This is a genomic window from Actinokineospora sp. UV203, from assembly GCF_056323665.1.
Window position 1 is genome coordinate 5,852,473 of the sequence record NZ_CM150484.1, and the last position, 21,838, is coordinate 5,874,310.

Genomic DNA, 21,838 nt, shown 5'->3' on the forward strand with positions numbered 1-21,838 from the left:
GGGCCGTCCGGGCGGATCCCGCCCCACCATGATCCACAGGACACGCCCCAAGGAAGGTCCGCCGTGCCCACCGTCGCCCCGCGGAAAGCCACCGCCGCCCCGACGCCTGCCAGGGCGGCAAGCGCGAAACGGCGCAAGCCGGTGTCGCACCGGAAGTTCGTCGTGGGCTTCCTGGTCCCCTTCGGCCTGCTGTTCGTCGCCATGTACCTGGCGCCCATCGGATACGCGATGGTGGAGAGCCTCTACACGGTCAAGCGGTCCGGCCTTGGCCTTGGCCCGAGCACTACCGAGTTCGCCGGCCTGGACAACTTCGCCAGGGTCTTCTCCGACGACGCGTTCCTCACCGCCATCGGCCGGGTGCTGCTCTTCGGCGCCGTCCAGGTTCCGGTGATGCTGGGTCTGGCCCTGTTGTTGGCCCTGCTGCTCGATTCCACTGTGGTCAAGTTCCCCGGCTTCTTTCGGATCGCCTACTTCATCCCGTTCGCGCTGCCGGTCGTGGTGTCCGCGCTGCTCTGGTCGTTCCTCTACTCACCGGGCTCTAGCCCGTACCAGAAGCTGTTCGCGCTGGTGGGTCTGTCCATGGACTTCACCAGCAGCGGCACTGTGCTGTGGTCGCTGGCCAACATCGTGACCTGGTCGTGGACCGGCTACAACATGCTGATCATCTACTCGGCGCTGCAGGCCCTGCCCGAGGACATCTACGAAGCCGCGCGCCTAGACGGCGCCAGCGGCTGGCAGATCGCCTGGCGGATCAAGATCCCGCTGGTACGTCCCGCGATCACGCTCACCGCGGTCATGTCGGTGATCGGCACCTTGCAGCTCTACAACGAGCCCGCCATCGTCAAGCACATCGCGCCCGCCATCGACTCCAAGTACACCCCGCTGATGCTCGCGCAGACCGCCGGTCTGGAGAACAGCGACTACAACTTCGCCGCGGCCGTGTCCGTCGTGCTCGCACTGGGGACGTTCCTGGTGTCGTTCTTGATCCTCCGCATCGCCCGCAGGAAGGCAGTCTGATGGCGGCACCGGCCACGACGGCGCGCAAGGGCGCCCGGACGTTCACCAGGGGACAGGTCCTCGGCACGGCGTTCCTGTTCGTCCTGAGCGTGTACTTCCTGCTGCCCCTGTGGTGGCTGCTGGTCTCGTCCACCAAGAGCACCGGGCAGCTGTTCTCCACCAACGGTTTCTGGTTCGCCGACATCCAGCTCTGGACGAACCTGACGACCCTGTTCAAGGCCGACGACGGCGTGTTCCTCACCTGGGTCGGAAACACCATCCTGTACGCGGGTGTGGGCGCGGCCGTGAGCACGCTGATCTCCGCCGCGGCCGGGTATGTGCTCGCCAAATACCAGTTCCGCGGCAAGGAAGCGGTCTTCGGCGTGATCATCGCCGCGGTGCTGGTGCCCAAAGTGATGCTGGCACTTCCGCTTTACCTCATGTTCGCCAAATTGGACATGGTGAACACTTTCTGGGCCGTCTTCCTGCCCAGTATCGTCTCCCCGTTCGGGGTCTACCTGTGCCGCGTCTACGCCGCGGCCTCGGTGCCCGACGAGCTGATCGAGGCAGGCCGCATCAATGGCGCGAGCGACACGAGGATCTTCTTCACCGTGTCGCTCCGAGTCATGTCCCCGGCGCTGGTCACGGTGTTCCTCTTCCAACTCGTCGAGATCTGGAACAACCTGCTGCTGCCGATGGTGATGCTGCAGGACGACGAGCTGTGGCCGATCACCGTCGGCCTCACGTACTGGGACAGCCTGCGCACGACGTCGAACTACGGGCTGACTGTCACCGGCGCGGCGGTCTCCGTCATCCCGCTCATCATCGCTTTCGTTCTGCTGCAGCGCTTCTGGCGCTCGGGCCTGACCGCGGGCGCCGTGAAGTAAGGCAATCCCCGTCCCCTGCCGAGGAGAGAACAGTGAAGCGACGTACGATGCTGAAAGCGGCTGCCGGTTCGGCGGCCGCTTTCGCGTTGCTACCGGAAAGCGTGCGCGTCGCGCTCGCCGCGGAAGCACCCACCGGCGGGCTCGAAGTCATCGAGCACGTGGTGGTTTTCATGCAAGAGAACCGGTCATTCGACCACTACCTGGGCACGCTCAAGGGCGTGCGCGGATTCGCCGACCCGGCCGCGATCACCCTGCCGACCGGGAAGTCCGTGTTCTACCAGCCCAATGGCACCGGTCACGTGCTGCCGTACTCGGTCAGCGACCAGTTCATGGCCGACGTGCCGCACGGGTGGTCGGACGGGCACAACGCCTGGAACAAGGGCAAGCACAACCAGTGGGTGCCGAACAAGGGCGTTCGGTCGATGACCTATCACGCCCGGTCAGCACTGCCGTTCTACCACGAGCTCGCCGACGCGTTCACCGTCTGCGACGCCTACCACTGCTCCGAGATGGGACCGACCAATCCCAACCGGATGTACCTGTTCACCGGCAAGATCGGGTTCGAGCCGGACGGCACGACCCGGGCCATCGGCAACGCCTCGTGGCAGAACCCGGGCCACACCGGCTACACCTGGATGACCTACGCCGAGCGGTTGCAGGGGGCGGGCAAGAGCTGGAAGGTCTACCAGGAGTGGGACAACTACGGTGACAACTCGCTGGACTACTTCACCAGCCTGATGGCCATCGGGCGCAAAGCCCTGGCACTCACCAAGGACCCCAACGGCAAGGCCTACACCAAGCTTGAATACTTCTACTACGCGGTGCAGTCCGCTGCCGGGACCGCGCGGGACAAGCTGCTCGCAGACCTTGCCGCCGGGGTGAACACGCTGACCGCCGCCGAGCGCAGCCTGTATGACCGAGGCCTGCACCGGGAACGCCCCGACCAACTCGTCACCGCGTTCAAGTCCGATGTGGACACCGGCAGGCTGCCCGCGGTGTCCTGGATCGTCGCGCCGGAGCCGCAGACCGAGCACCCGCATTGGGGTCCGAACACCGGTGCCGACCTGGTCAAGCGCACGTTGGACGCGATCGCCTCCAAGCCGGAGGTCTGGAACAAGACCTTGTTCCTGCTCACATACGACGAGGACGGCGGCTTCTTCGACCACATGCCGCCACCCGCCCCACCGGTCACCGACGCCGACGGCAAGTCCACGGTGGCCAACACCGACGAGATCGTCTCCAGCGCGCCGATCGGATTGGGCGCCCGGGTGCCGATGTTCGTGGTCTCGCCGTGGAGCCGCGGCGGGAAGGTGTGCTCCGAGGTGTTCGACCACACCTCCGTCGTGCGCTTCCTTGAGCGGTGGACCGGTGTGGCGGAGCCCAACATCCCGGCGTGGCGCCGCGGCGTGTGCGGCGACCTTACATCCACTTTGGACACCACCAGGCCCATCACCACGTATCCGCCGCTGCCCGTCCCGGTGCCGACGAGCGGCCCAACACACACCCAGCCCACACCGCCCGCCGACCAGACCTTCCCGATCCACGAGGCAGGCGTCCGCCCGGCGCGTCCGCTGCCCTACGTCCTGACCGCGTCCGGGCGGGTCGCCGCGGACAAGTTCTGGATCGACTTCGCCAACACCGGCACGGCGGGCGCGCACTTCTACGTCTACGCAAACGCTTTCCGCACCGACGGACCGTGGCGCTACACCGTCGAGGCGGGCAAGACGCTGACGGACTACTGGCAGGCGGGCACCCCGACGGGCGCGTACGACCTGAACGTCCACGGCCCCAACGGCTTCATCCGCCGCTTCGCCGGGAACCGGGTCACCGCGACCAGCACGGGCAACGCCAACCCAGAGGTGACCCTGCGCTATTCGCCCACTGAGGGCCGGGTGTACCTCACCATGAGCAACGCGGGCGCCAAGGCGTGCGTGGTCACCGTCCGCACGAACAACCGCGGCGGCGGCCCGTGGACCTACGTCGTCAACCCCGGCGCGACCGCCGAGGACTGGTTCAGCACCGGCAACGGCATGAACGGCTGGTACGACCTCACCGCCACCGCGGACACCACCGACGGCTTCACCCGGCGCTTCGCGGGACACATGGAAACCGGCGCGGAAACCACAAGCGACCCGGTGATGGGCTCGGGCCCGCTCTCGGCGGTCGTCCGGTCGTACTCCAGCCAGGAGACCGCCGGCGAGAACGGCGCCGCCGCCAACGCCGTCGACCGCAGGTCCACCACGATCTGGCACACCAAGTGGAGCGGCGGCGCCGACCCGCTGCCACACGAGATCGTCCTGGACCTGGGCACGGCTCGAACGCTGACCGGCCTGACCTACGTACCCCGCCAGGACGGCGCCGCCAACGGCCGGATCGGGCGGTACGAGGTGTACGCGAGCACCGACGGCACCACCTGGGGCGGCGCGGTCTCAGCGGGCACATTCGCCGACGACGCCACGTCGAAGACCGTCCGCTGCTGGCCCACCACGGCCCGCTATGTGCGCTTGCGGGCACTCAGTGAGGCAGGCAACCGGGGCCCGTGGACCTCGGCGGCCGAGGTGATCGCACTGGGCTGGTGATGATGCTCCTCGGTGGGGGCGCCACCCAGGCGCACCCACCGGGGAATGTCGGGGCGCCGGGCCGCCCGGGCCGTCGCATCCGGTGGCGGGACGGCCCGGCTGTTCAGCATGAGACAATGGATGAGTTATGACTTCCCTCCCGCTCATTTTCGACGCACCTCGTCGCGGTCTCCCGCCGAGGCACCTGGTCGACCTCAGCCCCGACGAGCGCCGTACCGCGGTGGCCGAGCTGGGGGAGAGGCCGTTCCGCGCGACCCAGCTTGCGAACCACTACTTCGGCAGGCTGACCGTCGACCCGGATGCGATGACCGACATCCCCGCCACCAGCCGCGACAAGCTGGTCGGGGAGCTGATGCCCACCCTGTTCACCGTCGTCCGCAAGATCACCTGCGACGAGGGAACCACCCGCAAGACCCTGCTGCGCGCCCACGACGGAACGCTCATCGAGAGCGTCCTCATGCGCTACCCGGGCCGCGCCACCCTGTGCATCTCCAGCCAGGCGGGCTGCGGCATGGCCTGCCCGTTCTGCGCCACCGGCCAGGCGGGCCTGACCCGCAACCTGTCGACCGCGGAGATCGTCGACCAGGTCCGCATGGGCGCCGCCGCCATGCGCGACGGTGAGCTGCCCGGCGGACCCGGGCGGCTGTCCAACATCGTCTTCATGGGCATGGGCGAACCTCTGGCGAACTACAAGCGGGTGGTGGAGGCGGTTCACCGCATCTGCGACCCGGCACCTGAGGGCCTGGGTATCTCGCACCGGTCGGTGACGGTGTCGACGGTGGGTCTGGCTCCCGCGATCCGCAAGTTGGCGGACGAGAAGATGCAGGTGCGCCTTGCGGTGTCGCTGCACACCCCGGACGACGAGCTGCGTGACACGCTGGTGCCGGTGAACAACCGTTGGTCGGTCGATGAGGTGCTGGAGGCGGCCCGCTACTACGCCGACGTCTCAGGTCGTCGAGTGTCGATCGAGTACGCGTTGATCAAGGACATCAACGACCAGCCTTGGCGGGCCGATCTCCTGGCGAAGCGCTTGCGCAAGCACCTGGGCCAGTTGGTCCACGTGAACGTGATCCCCTTGAACCCGACGCCGGGGTCGAAGTGGGACGCGGCCCCGAAGCCGGTGGAACGCGAGTTCGTCCGTCGGGTCAACGCGGGCGGAGTCGCGTGCACCGTGCGCGACACCCGCGGTCAGGAGATCGCCGCCGCCTGCGGTCAACTCGCCGCCGAAGGCTGATCGACGCTGCGTTAGCACGTCACTCCCACCTGAGACGGTCGAACCTCCATGTTCCGGTGGGCGCCTGTTCTTGGAGCAGCGGTGTGATGAACGCGTTGACGGCGCTATCGACTGTCACGTCGCCAGTCCTGAGCAGGTCGACATCGGTCGAGTACCTCGCCTGTGGCCAGCGCACCAGCAGTGCTTGGCCGCCTTTGAGAACCCAGCCCTCGTGGTCGGCGTGAAACACGCGGGCCAGCAACCGGCGATGGTAGTAGCGCTCGACAAGTTCCCCGGTGGGAACATCGGTGTTCTCAACATAGAGCAGCGTTTCTTACATACAGAATGTAAGGAACGCTGTCATCGGAGGCACTGCTGGCGTTGTAAACGGTGGGCATGGGTGAACCTCTGGCGAACTTTCGCCGTGTGGTGGACGCGGTGCATCGGATTTGTGATCCGGCACCCGAAGGTCTGGGCATATCCCAGCGGCACGTCACGGTGTCCACGGTCGGACTGGTGCCCGCGATCCGCAAGCTCACCGATGAGAATCTGCAGGTCAGGCTCGCGGTGTCGCTGCACACGCCGGACGATGAGCTGCGTGACACCCTGGTTCCGGTCGACGAGCGCTGGAAGGTGGCTGAGGTCCTTGACGCGGCCAAGGGCTACGCCGAGCGCGCCGGCCGCCGGGTGTCCATCGAGTACGCCCTGATCCGAGACATCAACGACCAGCCCTGGCGCGCGGACCTTCTGGGCAAGATCTTGCGTAAGCACCTCGGGCAGCTCGTGCACGTCAACGTGATCCCGCTGAATCCGACTCTCGGCAGCAAGTGGGATGCCAGCCCCAAGCCGGTGGAACGCGAGTTCGTCCGTCGAGTCAACGAGCAGGGCGTCGCGTGCACTGTGCGGGACACGCGAGGGCAGGAGATCGCCGCCGCCTGCGGGCAGCTCGCCGCCGAAGGTTAGGAGTCACGCCGAGGGCGCGCGGAAGCCAAGTCGCTGGGCCACGTCCTGTTGTTGCCCAAGCGGTCAGAACGCACAAATGTCGGTCACGGTAGCCAGGTTCCTGCTTGGATCGCGTTGTGCCACCATACCGGTACCGGTATGGTGGCTCGTATGGATACGGCGACATTGGTGCGTCAGGCGCGCGAAGCGGCGGGTTTGACGCAGGCTGAGCTTGCTCGCCGGGCCGGTACCTCGCAGCCTGCGGTTGCTCGTTACGAGTCCGGCGTGTCCTCGCCATCGGTGCGGACTCTCGAGCGGCTGGTCCATGCTGCGGGGCGTCGACTGCGGATATCCACCACGTCCGCGGGTGCGGTGGCGAACCTGGACGGAGACCGGATGAGGTCCCTGCGTGCTGCCCGGCCGCTCATCATGAGAGCGACACGCAAAGTGGGGGCGACCAACGTGCGCGTGTTCGGGTCGGTCGCCCGTGGCGAAGATCAACCTGCCAGCGATATTGATCTGCTCGTCGACTTCGATGTGCACACCAACGGCGCTCTGGCGCTGATCCGGTTGCGCCGCGAGTTGTCGGATCTGCTCGACGAGCGGGTCGACATAGCCACAGTCGATCTGCTGAGGCCGGAGGTGGCCGAGCGTGCCTTGGCTGAGGCGGTGCCCCTGTGAGTCCCAGGGCAGGTAGGGCGGTTCGCGAGCGACTGAAAGACATTCTCGATGCGATCGAACGAACCAAGCGCGCCGAGGCGAGTCTCGTTCGCGCCGAGGCCATCGGTGACGCGGATGCGACTCGGGTCGCGCTTGACGCGATCCTGTACAACCTGGTCGTCATCGGTGAAGCGGTCAACGCTCTGCCCGCCGAGATCACCAGGGCGGAGCCTGAGGTTCCGTGGCGTGATGTAGTGGATATGCGCAACTTCCTGTCCCATGAATACTTTCGAGTTCTCACCGACGTTGTCCGGCGCACCATCGACCAACCGCTACTCACCACGATGTGAACCCGCAGGGTCCGACGACCCGGGGATCGACGTAGACGCGCTGAGTCGTAGTAATGGCTGGCGAGTGTTGTAAGTGCGTTGCCATGGGTGAACCTCTGGCGAACTTTCGCCGTGTGGTGGACGCGGTGCATCGGATTTGTGATCCGGCACCCGAAGGTCTGGGCATATCCCAGCGGCACGTCACGGTGTCCACGGTCGGACTGGTGCCCGCGATCCGCAAGCTCACCGATGAGAATCTGCAGGTCAGGCTCCCGGTCAACGAGCGCTGTAAGGTGGCCGAGGTCCTCGACGCGGCCAAGGGCTACGCCGACCGCGCCGGCCGCCGGGTGTCCATCGAGTACGCCCTGATCCGAGACATCAACGACCAGCCCTGGCGTGCGGACTTGCTCGGCAAGCTGCTGCGGAAGCACCTGGGTCAGCTTGTGCACGTCAATGTGATCCCGCTGAACCCCACCCCGGGCAGTAAATGGGACGCCAGCCCGAAGCCGGTTGAGCGTGAGTTCGTCCGCAGGGTCAACGAACAGGGTGTGGCGTGCACGGTCCGTGACACCCGCGGCCAGGAAATCGCCGGGGCCTGCGGTCAGCTCGCCGCGGAAGGCTGACTGGCGGAGTTCGAGCGAGCCCAGCAGTGCTAGCATTGACAGCAGTGCCAGCATTTGGAGGTGGGCAGTGGCGACGTTGACGATCCGCGATTTCGATGATGATTTGAAGGCTGCACTACGGATTCGGGCCGCCGAACACGGTCGCTCGATGGAAGCTGAAGTTCGTGCGATTCTCAGTTCGGTGCTGACCAGACGAACGTCAGGGTCGGGCATGGCGACTCGGATCCGGCAGCGGTTCGCCGACGTTGATGATGTGTCGATCGAGCCGCCGCCGCGGACTGAACTCGCGCGAGCGGCGGAGCTTCCTGAGTGATCGTTCTCGATACCAATGTCGTCTCCGAGTTGATGCGGAACGAGCCGGATGAACGAGTGGTCGAGTGGGTTGATCAGTACCCGGCTGGCGACGTTTTCGTCACGGCGGTGACGGCGGCTGAATTGCTGTACGGGGTCGAGCGGCTGCCCGATGGCCGTCGTAAGAGTTTGCTCATGGTCAAGGTCGCCGAACTTCTGGCCGAGGACTTCCAGGGCCAGGTCCTGCCCTTCGGCATCGCGGCGGCGGCGCACTATGCGCAGATCTCCGCGACCCGCGAGCGCGGTGGCAGGCCGATCAGCATGGCTGACGCGCAGATCGCCGCGATCTGTCGGCACCACAATGCACACCTGGCCACCCGCAACACCAAGGACTTCATCGACACCGGAGTCCGCGTGCTGAATCCGTGGGACATCAAGTCTCAGTCCCCGTGATCGTTGTAAGTGTGTCGCCATGGGCGAACCTCTGGCGAACTACAAGCGGGTGGTGGAGGCGGTCCACCGCATCTGCGACCCGGCACCTGAGGGCCTGGGTATCTCGCACCGGTCGGTGACGGTGTCGACGGTGGGTCTGGCTCCCGCGATCCGGAAGTTGGCGGACGAGAAGATGCAGGTGCGCCTTGCGGTGTCGCTGCACACCCCGGACGACGAGCTGCGTGACACGCTGGTGCCGGTGAACAACCGTTGGTCGGTCGATGAGGTGTTGGAGGCGGCCCGCTACTACGCCGACGTCTCAGGTCGTCGAGTGTCGATCGAGTACGCGTTGATCAAGGACATCAACGACCAGCCTTGGCGGGCCGATCTCCTGGCGAAGCGCTTGCGCAAGCACCTGGGCCAGTTGGTCCACGTGAACGTGATCCCCTTGAACCCGACGCCGGGGTCGAAGTGGGACGCGGCCCCGAAGCCGGTGGAGCGTGAGTTCGTCCGTCGGGTCAACGCGGGCGGAGTCGCGTGCACCGTGCGCGACACCCGCGGTCAGGAGATCGCCGCGGCCTGCGGTCAACTCGCCGCCGAAGGCTGATCGACAAGCTGGTAATACCGAGTTATACTCCGTTTATGAAGACGGCGATTTCGGTGCCCGATGAGACGTTCGCCCAGGTGGAACGCGGGGCGAAGTGTTTGGGTGTCACGCGCTCCGAGTTCTATGCGCGTGCGGCGCGGTTCTATTTGGAACACCTGGAACAGCAGTCGCTGACCAACGAGATCAATTCCGCCCTCGATCTGATCGATGGAGATGACGATTCCTCGGCGGCAGCGGTCTCCGCAGGTCAGCGACGGCTGGCGGCGGCGGACGACGAGTGGTGATCGAGCGAGGCAGTATTCACTGGGCTGACCTCGGCGAACCTGACGGTTCACGGCCGGCCAAGCGCCGCCCAGTGCTCGTTGTGCAGGCCGACCCATACAACGCAAGCCGGTTGGCGACCGTGCTGGTCGTCGTTCTGACCTCCAATACCAAGTTGGCCACCGCGCCAGGAAACGTTTTCCTGCCGGCATCGGCGACTGGGTTGCCTCGGGACTCGGTGGTGAACGTTACCGCCGTCGTCACTTTGAACAAGGACGACCTCGCTCAGCAGGTGGGCGATGTCTCCATGGCCCTGATGCGTGACGTGAACTCGGGCCTGCGTCGAGTGCTCGGACTGTGATGGCGGTGTTGTAAGTCCGTTGGGAGCGGCGAACCGCTGGCGAACTACAAGCGCGTGGTCGAGGCGGTCCACCGCATCTGCGACCCGGCACCTGGCCGTGGTCCAGAGCGGACCCAACGCGAACGCCTCGACGTCAGTTCGAACACCTTCGGTTCGGGGCCGTGCGATGGCGGTGGACGACCGTTGGGCGACTCGTTACCCGAAGGACTGAATCGGCGGTCGCGCGGCTGTGACCTGCGGGTCTACCGTGGAGGCATGGCGACGAAGGTCATCGAAGTCGAGGACGACGAGCTCAAGCTGATGCTGGCCGCGCTGCGTTCGTACCTGACCGACTTCGGGCACGACGAGGCCGATCTGCAGCGCGCGATCAAACATCTGATAGCGAAGCTGCCGCGACCCGAGAGGACCGTCGCGTAGCGACGGTCGAATAACCGACGACGCGTGCGCGCGGCGTCGGTGAGACGCGGGCCTATCCGCGCCAGGAAGTGCGGCGCTTGTGGGCGAGCCAGCCCACGCCGCCCAGCAGGAACACGCCGGTGCCGATGAGCCACAGGTTCTCGGTCCAGCCGCTGTGGTTGCCGATGAGCATCCCGAACATCGCCAAGCCGACGAACACACCGGCGATCGTCGTCCCGCGCGGGAACGAACCGTGCCAGCCCCACTCGGCCGAGGGCTCCTCATGCGGGCTGACCCTGAACGCGGCGGCAGGGGTGGCCTTCCGCTTCTCCAGCTCCGTGCGCGCCACGTGTTCCTCCAGGGTGATCGGTCCGTGCGGGGGTCATATTTCCATACCCGGGACACAGTGCGGGCGCCGTGGTCACCACGGCGCCCGCACTGTGATCGGAGTCGCTACACCGTTGCGCAGCGAGCGTGCTCTGGTGAGCACACCACTTCGCAGCCCGCCGTTGCCGCCGGACGGGACACCCGAACCGGCGGCGCAGCAGATCTCGATACAACCGACCCAAGTCACGGGGCAGGCGGCTTGGTTTTCACCGCCACCGAAACGCTAGCGGCATCCGCCTGCCCCGTGACAGGTCACACCCGCGCTCGACCACGCCCCGTGACGAGTCGGTACACGCCGAGGAGGATCAGCGAGCCCAGGATGGCCAGCAACCACGTTCGCAGGTTGAAGAATGTGGCCAAGCCGCCGCCGAAGATGGCATTGCCGATGAAGCCGCCGAGAATGGCGCCGACGATGCCGATCAGGATGGTGACGATGGCGCCACCAGGGTCGTTACCAGGCATGATGGCCTTGGCGATGAGACCGGCGACCAGTCCGAGAACGATCCAGCCGAGAATGCCCATCGGGTACTCCTTCGCTTGGGCCCCGCGTCCTGCGGGGTCCTGCCGGATGAGTGCCCGCAGAAACTCCCGGGTATTCGTCCCGGAGATCAGATTGCGCTGAACGGGCTAATTTTGCGTCCGACGGCAGGGGGAACCGGCGAGACCCGCGTCACGGACAGCTACATCACGCCCCACCTGTGCGTCCGACCGCCGGACTTCGGGAACAATGGACCGTGATGACTCCCTCTCCCGCGCGTGAGCGCTCACTGCTGGTACTCGGCTCGACCGGTTCGGTCGGGACGCAGGCCCTCGACGTCGTGGCCGCCAACCCCGACCGCTTCACCGTCGCGGGGCTCGCCGCGGGCGGGTCCGACCCGGCCCTGCTCGCCGAGCAGGCGCTGCGGTTCCAGGCGGGCGCTATCGCGGTCACCAAGGCCACGGCCGCCCAGGACGTCCAGCTAGCCCTGTTCGCCGAGGCCCAGAAGCGGGGCTACACCTCGGGCGACTTCCGGATGCCGCGCATCTTCGCGGGCCCGGACGCGGTCACCGACCTCATCGAGGCCGTGCCCGCCGACATCGTCCTCAACGCCATCACCGGCTCCCGCGGCCTGCCCGCGACCCTCAAGGCCCTCGAGTCGGGCGCCACGCTCGCCCTCGCCAACAAGGAGTCGCTCATCGCGGGCGGCTCGCTGGTCCTGGACGCGGCCAAGCCCGGCCAGCTCGTCCCCGTGGACTCCGAGCACTCGGCGATGGCCCAAGCGTTGCGGGGCGGTCGCAGCGAGGAGGTCGACCGACTCGTCCTCACCGCATCGGGTGGTCCCTTTCGGGGGAAGACCCGCGCCGAGCTGACCGACGTCACCGCGATCGACGCCCTCGCGCACCCGACGTGGGCGATGGGCCCGGTCATCACCATCAACTCCGCGACCCTGGTGAACAAGGCGCTGGAGCTGATCGAGGCGCACCTGCTCTTCGACGTGCCGTATGACCGCATCGACGTGGTGGTGCACCCGCAGTCGATCGTGCACTCCATGGTCACCTTCACCGACGGGTCGACGCTGGCCCAGGCCAGCCCGCCGGACATGCGGCTGCCGATCGCGCTGGCCCTGGGCTGGCCCGACCGCATCCCGGGCGCCGCGAAGGCGTGCGACTGGACCACCGCCACCCAATGGACGTTCGAACCGCTCGACCACGAGACGTTCCCGGCGGTGCGGCTGGCCCAGGCGGCGGGGGAGACCGGGGGCTGCCTGCCCGCGGTCTACAACGCGGCCAACGAGGAGGCGGTCGCCGCCTTCCTGCGAGGCGACGCCACCTTCACAGCCATTGTGGACACTATTGCTCGGGTGCTCGACGACGCGGGCGACTGGCAGGGTGCGCCACGCGACGTCGATGAGGTGCTCGCCGCTGAGCACTGGGCACGCGCCCGCGCGCGAGAACGCCTCGCGGTGACAGCTGGTCCGCGTGACGTCGTCGGGCCGGGAAGGAACTGACCGTGCTCGTTTGGCTCCTGGGTCTCGTGCTCTTCGCGCTGGGCATCTGCGTGTCCGTCGCACTGCACGAAGCGGGGCACATGCTGACCGCGAAGGCGTTCGGCATGAAGGTCCGCCGGTACTTCATCGGTTTCGGACCGAAGATCTTCTCGTTCCGCCGCGGCGAGACCGAGTACGGCCTCAAGGCGATCCCCGCGGGCGGCTTCTGCGACATCGCGGGCATGACCGCGCTCGACGAGGTCACCCCCGAGGAGGCGCCCCGCGCCATGTGGCGCTACCCGGCCTGGAAGCGCATCGTCGTGCTGTCCGCCGGGTCGATCACCCACTTCATCCTCGGCTTCATCATCCTGTACCTGATGGCCGTGTCCATGGGCCTGCCGAACTACGAGAACCGCGCGGTCGTCGGCTCCACGTCGTGCGCGGCGCCCACGATGGACCCGAAGACGTTCAAGCAGGCCGAGTGCGGCCCCAACGACCCGTCGCCCGCCATCACCGCCGGGATCCGCGAGGGCGACGAGATCGTCAGCGTCAACGGCAAGCGCACCGCGAACTGGTCCGAGGTCCTCACCACGGTCCGCGACCTGCGCGGGGAGAGCACCTTCGTCGTCGTCCGCGACGGCCAGGAGCTGACCATGAAGGTCGCGGTCGCGGCGGTCAAGCGCGTGCCGGTCGACGCGCAGCCCGGCAAGGACGACACCAAGCTGACGGAGGTCGGCGCGGTCGGCATCGGCAAGGCCGCGATGGTCGACTTCTCGGTTCTCTCCGCGGTCGGCGGCACCGTGTCGTTCACCGGCGAGATGTTCGTCAAGACCTGGGAAGGCCTCATGCGCTTCCCCGAGAAGATCCCCGCTGTGGTGCGCGCGATCGGCGGGGCGGAGAATGACCCCGAGCGACCGGTCAGCGTCGTCGGCGCGAGTGTCATCGGCGCGGACGCGGCCGAGCAGGGCATCTGGGAGATCTTCGTCCTGATGCTGGCCGCGCTGAACTTCTTCGTCGGCGTGTTCAACCTGCTGCCGCTGCTCCCACTCGACGGCGGGCATATCGCCATCACGCTCTACGAGCGGGCGCGCGATCTGATCCGCAAGCTGCGCGGCCTGGCCCCGGCGGGTCCGGTCGACTACACCAAGCTCACCGGGATCACCATGGTCCTGGTGATCGTGGGTGGCGCGATCGTGCTGCTCACCGTGACCGCCGACATCGTCAACCCGATTCGATTGCAGTAACCACGAGAGGTCTGAGGAACATGTCCGACGTGATGCTCGGGATGCCCGCGCTGCCGCCCCCGGTGCTCTCCGAGCGCCGCAAGACGAGGCAGTTGCAGGTCGGCTCCGTCGGCGTCGGCAGCGAGTCGCCGATCTCGGTGCAGTCGATGACGACGACGGTCACCGCGGACGTGAACGCCACCCTGCAGCAGATCGCCGAGCTGACCGCGGCGGGCTGCGACATCGTGCGGGTGGCGTGCCCGTCGCAGGACGACGCGGAGGCGCTGGCGGCGATCGCGAAGAAGTCGCAGATCCCGGTGATCGCCGACATCCACTTCCAGCCGAAGTACGTCTTCGCCGCGATCGAGGCCGGGTGTGCCGCGGTCCGGGTGAATCCGGGCAACATCCGCAAGTTCGACGACCAGGTCAAGGAGATCGCGGCGGCCGCGCGCGACCACGGCACCCCGATCCGCATCGGCGTCAACGCCGGTTCGCTCGACCCGCGACTGCTCAAGAAGTACGGCAAGGCCACTCCGGAGGCGTTGGCGGAGTCGGCGCTCTGGGAGGCATCGCTCTTCGCCGAGCACGACTTCCACGACATCAAGATCTCGGTCAAGCACAACGACCCGGTCGTGATGATCCGCGCCTACGAGTTGCTGGCCGAGCAGTGCGACTACCCGCTGCACCTCGGTGTCACCGAGGCCGGTCCGGCGTTCCAGGGCACCATCAAGTCCGCGGTGGCGTTCGGCGCCCTGCTGCGCCAGGGCATCGGCGACACGATCCGGGTCTCGCTGTCCGCGCCGCCCGTCGAAGAGGTCAAGGTCGGCATCCAGATCCTGCAGTCGCTCAACCTCAAGCAGCGCAAGCTGGAGATCGTGTCGTGCCCGTCGTGCGGGCGCGCCCAGGTCGACGTCTACAAGCTGGCCGACGAGGTGACCGCGGGGCTGGAGGGCATGGAGGTCCCGCTGCGCGTCGCGGTCATGGGCTGTGTCGTGAACGGGCCGGGCGAGGCACGGGAAGCCGACCTCGGTGTGGCCTCCGGTAACGGCAAGGGCCAGATCTTCGTCAAGGGCCAGGTCATCAAGACCGTGCCTGAGCACCAGATCGTCGAGACCCTGATCGAGGAAGCGATGCGGCTCGCGGAGCAGATGGGCGAGTCCGAAGGGACGCCATCGGTCACCGTGGGCTGACGAACACGGATCAATTTCCGTAGAGTTCCCCGCGTCGACAGGAGAGGGGACCTTCGTCATGTACCTCGCCCGCGTGACACTGCGGAACATCCGCGGATTCTCCGGCGCGCGCGACGTCGACCTGCCACTCACCCGACCGGACGGCTCGCACGCGGGCTGGACCGTGATCGCGGGCCGCAACGGATCCGGCAAGACGTCCCTGCTGCGGGGCATCGCCCTCGCGGTCAGCGGCCCGGCCGTGGCCCGCAGTCTCGTGCCCGACTTCGAGAACTGGGTGACGGTGGGGTGCCGCGAGGCCTCCGCCCAGGTCCGCATCGCCTACGACCCGGTCTTCGACCGGTTCTACGGCAAGGGCAGGCTGCCCGCCCGCGACTTCGGCGCGGGCCTGCAGTGGACCTACCCGGACGACAGCGACGACGGCAGGCGCATCAACCAGCCGTCGATGGCGGCCGCGGGCAGCCCCAGCAGCCGCAGCCAGTTCGTCGCCCGCGGCCCGTGGCAGGACAACCCGGGAGGGTGGTTCTGCGCGGCCTACGGACCGTTCCGCAGGCTGGTCGGCGGAGCCGGTGACGCGCAGCGGCTGATGCTCAGCCCCGGACCGGTCGCGCGGCTCGTGAGCCTCTTCCACGAGGACGCCTCGCTCGCCGAGGGCGTCGGGTGGCTCATCGAGCAGCACCTTCGAACCCTCGAAGAGCGGCCCGGCGCCGAGCAGCTGAAGGTAGCGGCGCTACAAATTCTGGCGAACGGACTGCTACCGGACGGTTATCGGATCGAGAAGGTCGATTCCGACGGCCTGTGGGTGGCCAATGGGGACAAACGATTCCCATTGCGCGAAATGAGTGACGGTTACCGAACGGTAGCGGCACTCGTTGTCGACTTGTTGAAGCAGATCAACGACGCGTATGGGACCATTCCGGTGAATAATGACTCCGGGATCACCGCGGTCACCGCACCCGGAGTGGTCATCATCGATGAGGTGGACGCCCACCTGCACGTCTCCTGGCAGAAGCGTATCGGTGGCTGGCTGAAGTCTCATTTTCCCAACATTCAATTCATTGTCACCACCCATAGCCCCTACATTTGCCAGGCCGCCGACCCCGGTGGTCTGATCCGCCTTGCCGGCCCTGACCAGGAAGAACCTCCTTCCGTGGTCGGTCAGGACCTGTATGAGCGCATCGTTTTCGGCAGCGGGGACGACGCGGTGCTCTCTGACCTTTTCGGCCTGGATACGCCATACTCGGAGAAGGCGCAGTCATTGCGCCGCGAACTCGTCGATCTTGAGGTCGCGGTCGTCACTGATGTCGCCGACGAAGAGCAGGAACGGCGCTATCTGCAGTTGCGCGAATTGCTTGAGAGTTCACCCGTGGCCAGGGTGGGAGAGGTGACTGCCCGGCTGCACGAAGCGGGAGCTGCCGGCGCGTGATTCGCATCGCTCGCGTCACTTTGCACTCGACAACAACGGACCGACTATCGGACCTGACCAACAAAATCTCCGCCGTCCGCCGCGCGGAACGTGTGGCGTCGGCTCGCGCCTTCTGGCGGACGAATTCCGCGGTGAAAGCCTCCCTTCGTGAAGCGCTGGCCTACATGGCCCCCGGTGTCCAGCGGTGCATGTACTGCGGCGACAGCCTCGGCGCCGACATCGACCACTTCGACCCGCTCTCCCGATCCCCGCTGCGGACCTTCGACTGGCTCAACCACCTCCTCGCCTGCTCGGTGTGCAACAGCCACCAGAAGCGCGACCGGTTCCCCGTCGACGACAAGGGCAGGCCGCTGCTCGTCGACCCGACCAGCGAAGACCCGTTCGACCACCTCCTGCTGTCGCTGTCGGTCGGCGAGTACCGCGCGCTGACGCCGAAAGGGACCGCGACCATCGAGGTGTTCGGGCTCAACCGCGCGCTGCTGGTGCGCGGCCGTGAGCAGGCCAGACGGGTCGTCGTGGCGAGCCTGCGCGGCTGGGAGCGCGCCCGGACCCGCGACAACGGGCCGGACATGGAGGAATGCGTCCTCACCATCCGCGAGCAGCCGTTCGCCGACGTGTGCCACGCGATGCTGCGCCAAGCCGACGTACCGCGCGCAGAGATCGTCTTCGGCCGCGACAGCGACGTCCTGCCCACCCTGCGCGATCCCCGGCTCCGCGCGTGTTTGGCCAGGTGATTCCGTTTCCCGTGCGGCCCGGTTTCTGGCAGGCTTGAGGGGTGTTGCGGCTTGCAGGAGCGCGGCTGCTCGACGAACGGGACGGTCAGGCGGTGCGCGCGGTGCTCACCGCCGACCCTGTGGCGTCCTGCATGGTCGCCTCTCGAGTCGAATCCGTCGGTCTGGACCCGTGGCGCCTGGGTGGCGAGGTCTGGGGCTGCGAGACCCGCGGGCTGCGCCCGGTGAGCAGGTTGGAAGCGCTCTGCTTCGCCGGCCCCAATCTGATTCCCTTACGCGGCAAGCGGTCCGCTCTACAGGCTTTCGCCGAGCGGGCGCTGCGCAGGCGCCGGATGTGCTCGTCGATGGTCGGCCCGGCCGAGCAGGTCCTCGGCCTGTGGTCGGAACTGGAGCCCGACTGGGGCCCGGCCCGCGAGGTCCGCGCCGACCAGCCGCTGATGGCGATCTCCACCGCGCCCGCCACCGCGCCCGACCCGCTCGTCCGCCCGGTCCGGCCCGACGAGCTCGACCGCTACCTGCCCGCCGCCATCGCGATGTTCATCGAGGAGGTCGGTGTCGACCCCCGCATCGGAGATGGCGGGTCCGGTTATCGCGCGCGGGTCGCCGAACTGATCGCGGGCGGGCGCGCGTTCGCCCGGTTCGAGGGCGGCGACGTGGTGTTCAAGGCCGAGATCGGCGCGCTGTCGAGCGCGGTCGGCCAGATCCAGGGGGTGTGGGTGCACCCCGACCGCCGCGGCGAGGGCCTCGGCAGCGCGGGCACCGCCGCCGTCGTGCACCGCCTGGTCGACGGCATGGGTCGCACGGCGAGCCTCTACGTGAACTCGTACAACTCCGCGGCGCGCGCCGCGTACACGCGCATCGGGTTCGCACAGGTCGGCCAGTACGCGACGGTGCTGTTCTGAGGAGATCCCGCACGAGCCGCACACGGCGACGGGCATACTGCGGGGCGTGCGCGTCTCCCTCAGCCGCCCCGCCGCTCTCCTCGCCGCGCTGGTGGCCGTCCTCCCGCTGACCGCCTGCGGCTTCGGGTCCGACCCTGGTCCCAAGGACGCGGCCAACCAGTTCGTCGCCGCGTTCGCAGGCGGCGACACCGTGACCGCCTCCCAGCACACAGACTCCGTCGAATCGGCCAAGGCGCTGATGGACAAGGTGCGCGGCGGGATCAAGCCCGCGACGGTGATCGCGCACGTCAAGGACATCGTGGCCACCGAAGGCGAGCCGTCGGCGAAGGCGACCTACGAGATCACCTGGGACCTCGGTCGCGGCAGGCTCTGGACCTACACGAGCACCTTCGACCTGCGCACCGAGAACGACGCGTGGAAGGTGCACTGGGAGCCCAGCGTCCTGCACCCCAAGCTCGCCGCCCAGCAGACGATCGCCGTGCACGACATCGAGGCGTCGCTCGCCCCGGTGCTCGACCGCGACGGCACACCCATGCTGCAACCCGAACGGGTGGTCTCGGTGCTGTTCGACCAGGGCAAGGCCGGTGACGCCACCGCGATCGCCGGGCAGCTGGCGGGCGCGCTGTCCGGGGTCGACCCGACGATCACCCAGGCGTCGATCCTCGACGGGGCGACCAAAGCGGGCGGCAAGGCCTACCAGATCGTGGCGCTGCGCGACGGCGACTACCAGAAGGTCCGGGCGCAGATCTACGAGCTGCAAGGGGTCCGCTTCACCGCCGAGTCGCGGCTGCTGCCGGTGGACAAGGCGCTGGCGCCCACCCTGCTGCCGGGCATCCGCAAGCTCGTCGAACAGCAGGTCGAGGGTGCGGCCGGGTGGAGCGTGCACACCGTGGACGGCGCGGGTGCCGACGTCGAGGAGCTGTTCAGCAAGCAGGCCGAGACCGCGACAGCGGTGCGGGTCGCGCTGAGCAAGCAGGTGCAGACCGCCGCCCAGGCCGCGATCGCCGGCGAGGCGACGCCGTCGATGATCGTGGCGATCCAGCCGTCCACCGGTGACGTCCTCGCGGTCGCGCAGAACGCGCCCGCCGACGCCGCGGGCCAGCTCGCGCTCACCGGCCGGTACCCGCCGGGCTCCACGTTCAAGATCGTCACCGCCGCGGCCGCGCTGAAGTCCGGCAAGGCCGCCGCGGACACCCCGCTGGCCTGCCCGGGGACCAAGGTCATCGACGGCCGCGAGATCCCCAACAGCGGCAAGTTCGACAAGGGCGTCATCCCGCTGCGCTCGGCGTTCGCGTTCTCGTGCAACACCACGTTCGCGGAGTTGGCCGTCGCGATGGCACCCGACGAGCTGACGAACATGGCCAAGCAACTCGGCCTGGGCGTCGACTACGTGGTGCCGGGCTTCACCACCATCACCGGCTCGGTGCCGCCCGCCACGGGCAAGGTCGAGCGCGCCGAGGACGGGTTCGGCCAGGGCAAGGTCGTCGCCAGCCCGTTCGGCATGGCGGTCGTGGCCGCCACCGTCGCGTCCGGCTCGGTGCCCAAGCCGGTCCTGGTGCGCGGCTCGGAGACGAAGTCAGACACCGTTGCGGAGCCGGTGGCCGCCGAGGTGCTCGGTCCGGTGCGGGACATGATGCGCGAGGTCGTCACCGGCGGCACTGCCGGCGCGCTCGGCCCCTACGGCGACGTCCGGGGCAAGACCGGCACCGCGCAGTTCGGTGACGGGACGCACTCGCACGGCTGGTTCGTGGGCTACCGCGGCGACCTCGCGTTCGCCGTGCTGCTGACCGACGTGGGCCAATCGGGCACGGCCGTGCAGGCCACCGCGAGGTTCCTCGGCGCGGTCGCCTGAGCGGGTCGTAGGCTGGTAGTCATGTCTGTGCGTGCTCCACTGAAGCCGGGAGAGCAGTCGCCTCGCCGCGTCGTGCCCTCCACCATCGCCCGTCCCGAGTACGTCGACCGGCCCGCGCCCCGGAAGAACACCGACCCGTGGGTGCAGCCGCCGGAGATCGTCGAGGCGATGCGGGTGGCCGGGCGGATCGCCGCGCAGGCGCTGCGGGAGGGCGGCAAGGCCGTCAAGCCGGGCGCGACCACCGACGACGTCGACGCGGTCGTGCACGAGTTCCTGCTCGACCACCACGCCTACCCGTCGACCCTGGGCTACCGCGGCTTCCCGAAGTCCTGCTGCGTCTCGCTCAACGAGGTCATCTGCCACGGCATCCCCGACTCGACGGTGATCGAGGACGGCGACATCGTCAACATCGACGTCACCGCTTTCATCGGCGGCGTGCACGGCGACACCAACGCGACGTTCCTCGCGGGCGAGGTCGCCGAGGAGGCCCGGCTGCTCGTCGAGCGCACCCACGAGGCCACGATGCGCGCGATCAAGGCCGTGCGGCCGGGTCGCGCGATCAACGTGATCGGCCGCGTCATCGAGGCCTACGCGAAGCGGTTCGGCTACGGCGTGGTGCGCGACTTCACCGGCCACGGCATCGGCACGTCGTTCCACAGTGGACTGGTGATCCTGCACTACGAGGAGCCCACGGTCACCACGATGATCGAGCCCGGCATGACGTTCACGATCGAGCCGATGATCACCCTCGGCGGCATCGACTACGACATCTGGGACGACGACTGGACGGTCACGACCAAGGACAAGAGCTGGACCGCCCAGTTCGAGCACACCATCGTCGTCACCGACACCGGCTCCGAGATCCTCACGCTCGCTTAGAGCACCTCTAGGACAGCCGCGGCGACCGGTCCCGGATCGGTCGCCGGAGCCAAGTGGTGCGAGTCGAGCACGCGGGTCGGCCAGCCGAGTTCGCGAGCCTGGGTCAGTTCATCGACGTAGGCCTCGGAGAGGCAGACGTAGCTCGACGGGCCGGACCACTCCACGCTCGGCCGTGCCTCCTTGAGGAACGCGATCGGCACCTCGGGGGCTTCGTCGGCGATCTCCGCCCGCAGGGCCTCGTCGTGGACCAGGTCGGGCAGCGGGTCGGCGTCGAACCAGTCCGGCCAGCGGGGAAGCCTGCCGTTGCGGCTGATCTTGTACAGCCCGTCGTAGACCTCGGGGGCCACCGTCTCGCGCCAGCTCTGACCCGGCGTCGGCAGGCCGGCGTCGAGGTAGACCAGACCCGCGACGGCGTCCTCCAGGTCCTCGGCGAACGCGGGCAGCAGCGGCCCGGCGGCGCTGTGGCCCACGAGGACCACCGGCCCGGTGAGCGGCACGTCGGACAGGGCGTCGGCGAACGCGCCGATGAGCCGCTGGTGGACGGGTGAGGCGACGACGCTCAGGCGCAGGTCCAGCAGGACCGCGGGATGCCCGAGAGCGGCGAGCGCGTCGGCGAGCGGACGCAGGCTGGCGGGCCCGAGGAACGGGCTGTGCACCAGGACGGCGGTGACGGGTGCGGCGGGCATAACGGGGATGATGGCAGCCTG

General features: G+C 67.9%; 23 protein-coding genes and 3 pseudogenes. 22 read left to right on the forward strand and 4 right to left on the reverse strand.

Annotated elements, in window-relative coordinates; translation table 11 throughout:
• The first annotated feature begins 63 nt into the window (after window positions 1-63).
• From ACUZ2Y_RS28080 to rlmN, 4 genes are all read left to right on the forward strand, one after another.
• Window positions 64-1,017, forward strand: a complete 954-nt coding sequence (locus ACUZ2Y_RS28080; RefSeq protein ID WP_476324501.1) for a carbohydrate ABC transporter permease — start codon at window positions 64-66, stop codon at window positions 1,015-1,017.
• The gene (locus ACUZ2Y_RS28085; RefSeq protein WP_476324503.1) at window positions 1,017-1,883 is read left to right on the forward strand and encodes a carbohydrate ABC transporter permease; all 867 of its coding nucleotides are present in this window, start codon (window positions 1,017-1,019) and stop codon (window positions 1,881-1,883) included. The genes ACUZ2Y_RS28080 and ACUZ2Y_RS28085 overlap by 1 nt, the downstream gene beginning before the upstream one ends.
• A gap of 32 nt (window positions 1,884-1,915) precedes the next feature.
• Entirely contained in the window at window positions 1,916-4,462 is a 2,547-nt protein-coding gene (locus ACUZ2Y_RS28090) for a phosphocholine-specific phospholipase C (RefSeq protein ID WP_476324505.1), read from the forward strand.
• Window positions 4,463-4,589: 127 nt separating this feature from the next.
• Window positions 4,590-5,696 (forward strand): dual-specificity RNA methyltransferase RlmN, encoded by a 1,107-nt coding sequence (gene rlmN, locus ACUZ2Y_RS28095; RefSeq protein WP_476324507.1) that lies wholly within the window; start codon window positions 4,590-4,592, stop codon window positions 5,694-5,696.
• 19 nt (window positions 5,697-5,715) lie between these two features.
• Here rlmN and ACUZ2Y_RS28100 read toward each other — a convergent pair whose 3' ends face one another.
• Window positions 5,716-5,937: a nucleotidyl transferase AbiEii/AbiGii toxin family protein gene (locus ACUZ2Y_RS28100; protein ID WP_476324509.1), complete on the reverse strand. Its 222-nt coding sequence runs from the start codon at window positions 5,935-5,937 to the stop codon at window positions 5,716-5,718.
• Between the two features lie 128 nt (window positions 5,938-6,065).
• On the opposite strand from ACUZ2Y_RS28100, the pseudogene ACUZ2Y_RS28105 reads away from it, so the two are divergent.
• The 10 genes and pseudogenes from ACUZ2Y_RS28105 to ACUZ2Y_RS28150 all read left to right on the forward strand — a co-directional run.
• Window positions 6,066-6,638 (forward strand): annotated as a pseudogene (locus tag ACUZ2Y_RS28105) (radical SAM protein); the annotation flags it as partial.
• A gap of 150 nt (window positions 6,639-6,788) precedes the next feature.
• Window positions 6,789-7,298: a helix-turn-helix domain-containing protein gene (locus ACUZ2Y_RS28110; protein WP_476324511.1), complete on the forward strand. Its 510-nt coding sequence runs from the start codon at window positions 6,789-6,791 to the stop codon at window positions 7,296-7,298.
• The gene (locus ACUZ2Y_RS28115) at window positions 7,295-7,627 is read left to right on the forward strand and encodes a HepT-like ribonuclease domain-containing protein (protein WP_476324513.1); all 333 of its coding nucleotides are present in this window, start codon (window positions 7,295-7,297) and stop codon (window positions 7,625-7,627) included. The genes ACUZ2Y_RS28110 and ACUZ2Y_RS28115 overlap by 4 nt, the downstream gene beginning before the upstream one ends.
• Window positions 7,628-7,704: 77 nt before the next feature.
• Window positions 7,705-8,229: pseudogene (locus tag ACUZ2Y_RS28120) on the forward strand (dual-specificity RNA methyltransferase RlmN); the annotation flags it as partial.
• Between the two features lie 67 nt (window positions 8,230-8,296).
• Window positions 8,297-8,542, forward strand: coding sequence for a FitA-like ribbon-helix-helix domain-containing protein (locus ACUZ2Y_RS28125; protein WP_476324515.1), 246 nt, complete (start codon window positions 8,297-8,299; stop codon window positions 8,540-8,542).
• Window positions 8,539-8,973, forward strand: coding sequence for a PIN domain-containing protein (locus ACUZ2Y_RS28130; protein WP_476324517.1), 435 nt, complete (start codon window positions 8,539-8,541; stop codon window positions 8,971-8,973). Before ACUZ2Y_RS28125 ends, ACUZ2Y_RS28130 begins: the two co-directional genes overlap by 4 nt.
• A gap of 13 nt (window positions 8,974-8,986) precedes the next feature.
• Window positions 8,987-9,559, forward strand: a pseudogene (locus ACUZ2Y_RS28135) (radical SAM protein); the annotation flags it as partial.
• A 35-nt stretch (window positions 9,560-9,594) separates the two neighbouring features.
• Complete coding sequence (locus ACUZ2Y_RS28140; protein ID WP_476324519.1) at window positions 9,595-9,843, forward strand: CopG family transcriptional regulator; 249 nt, start codon at window positions 9,595-9,597, stop codon at window positions 9,841-9,843.
• The gene (locus ACUZ2Y_RS28145; RefSeq protein WP_476324521.1) at window positions 9,837-10,181 is read left to right on the forward strand and encodes a type II toxin-antitoxin system PemK/MazF family toxin; all 345 of its coding nucleotides are present in this window, start codon (window positions 9,837-9,839) and stop codon (window positions 10,179-10,181) included. Before ACUZ2Y_RS28140 ends, ACUZ2Y_RS28145 begins: the two co-directional genes overlap by 7 nt.
• Window positions 10,182-10,436: 255 nt before the next feature.
• A complete protein-coding gene (locus tag ACUZ2Y_RS28150) occupies window positions 10,437-10,598 on the forward strand; it encodes a hypothetical protein (protein ID WP_476324523.1) in 162 nt (53 codons plus the stop codon).
• A gap of 52 nt (window positions 10,599-10,650) precedes the next feature.
• Here the strand turns inward: ACUZ2Y_RS28150 and ACUZ2Y_RS28155 are convergent, their stop codons facing one another.
• Window positions 10,651-10,926 (reverse strand): DUF2631 domain-containing protein, encoded by a 276-nt coding sequence (locus ACUZ2Y_RS28155; RefSeq protein WP_476324525.1) that lies wholly within the window; start codon window positions 10,924-10,926, stop codon window positions 10,651-10,653.
• A gap of 290 nt (window positions 10,927-11,216) precedes the next feature.
• Window positions 11,217-11,486, reverse strand: a complete 270-nt coding sequence (locus ACUZ2Y_RS28160) for a GlsB/YeaQ/YmgE family stress response membrane protein (RefSeq protein WP_476324527.1) — start codon at window positions 11,484-11,486, stop codon at window positions 11,217-11,219.
• A gap of 215 nt (window positions 11,487-11,701) precedes the next feature.
• Here ACUZ2Y_RS28160 and dxr point away from each other — a divergent pair, with 215 nt between their 5' ends.
• The 8 genes from dxr (at window position 11,702) to map (ending at window position 21,131) form a co-directional block, all read left to right on the forward strand.
• Window positions 11,702-12,952 carry a 1-deoxy-D-xylulose-5-phosphate reductoisomerase gene (dxr, locus tag ACUZ2Y_RS28165; RefSeq protein WP_476324529.1) on the forward strand — a complete coding sequence of 417 codons (1,251 nt, stop codon included), beginning with the start codon at window positions 11,702-11,704 and terminating at the stop codon, window positions 12,950-12,952.
• A gap of 2 nt (window positions 12,953-12,954) precedes the next feature.
• Window positions 12,955-14,175, forward strand: coding sequence for a M50 family metallopeptidase (locus ACUZ2Y_RS28170; RefSeq protein WP_476324530.1), 1,221 nt, complete (start codon window positions 12,955-12,957; stop codon window positions 14,173-14,175).
• Between the two features lie 41 nt (window positions 14,176-14,216).
• Window positions 14,217-15,344, forward strand: a complete 1,128-nt coding sequence (gene ispG, locus ACUZ2Y_RS28175) for a flavodoxin-dependent (E)-4-hydroxy-3-methylbut-2-enyl-diphosphate synthase (RefSeq protein WP_476332112.1) — start codon at window positions 14,217-14,219, stop codon at window positions 15,342-15,344.
• A 58-nt stretch (window positions 15,345-15,402) separates the two neighbouring features.
• Window positions 15,403-16,767 (forward strand): AAA family ATPase, encoded by a 1,365-nt coding sequence (locus ACUZ2Y_RS28180; RefSeq protein ID WP_476324532.1) that lies wholly within the window; start codon window positions 15,403-15,405, stop codon window positions 16,765-16,767.
• Between the two features lie 131 nt (window positions 16,768-16,898).
• Complete coding sequence (locus ACUZ2Y_RS28185) at window positions 16,899-17,501, forward strand: HNH endonuclease (protein WP_476324534.1); 603 nt, start codon at window positions 16,899-16,901, stop codon at window positions 17,499-17,501.
• Window positions 17,502-17,542: 41 nt separating this feature from the next.
• Window positions 17,543-18,400, forward strand: a complete 858-nt coding sequence (locus ACUZ2Y_RS28190; protein ID WP_476324536.1) for a GNAT family N-acetyltransferase — start codon at window positions 17,543-17,545, stop codon at window positions 18,398-18,400.
• A gap of 46 nt (window positions 18,401-18,446) precedes the next feature.
• Complete coding sequence (locus tag ACUZ2Y_RS28195; protein ID WP_476324538.1) at window positions 18,447-20,252, forward strand: penicillin-binding transpeptidase domain-containing protein; 1,806 nt, start codon at window positions 18,447-18,449, stop codon at window positions 20,250-20,252.
• Window positions 20,253-20,273: 21 nt separating this feature from the next.
• Window positions 20,274-21,131, forward strand: coding sequence for a type I methionyl aminopeptidase (map, locus tag ACUZ2Y_RS28200; protein ID WP_476324540.1), 858 nt, complete (start codon window positions 20,274-20,276; stop codon window positions 21,129-21,131).
• Here map and ACUZ2Y_RS28205 read toward each other — a convergent pair.
• Window positions 21,128-21,817 carry an alpha/beta fold hydrolase gene (locus ACUZ2Y_RS28205; RefSeq protein WP_476324542.1) on the reverse strand — a complete coding sequence of 230 codons (690 nt, stop codon included), beginning with the start codon at window positions 21,815-21,817 and terminating at the stop codon, window positions 21,128-21,130. The genes map and ACUZ2Y_RS28205 overlap by 4 nt on opposite strands.
• Window positions 21,818-21,838: the final 21 nt, after the last annotated feature.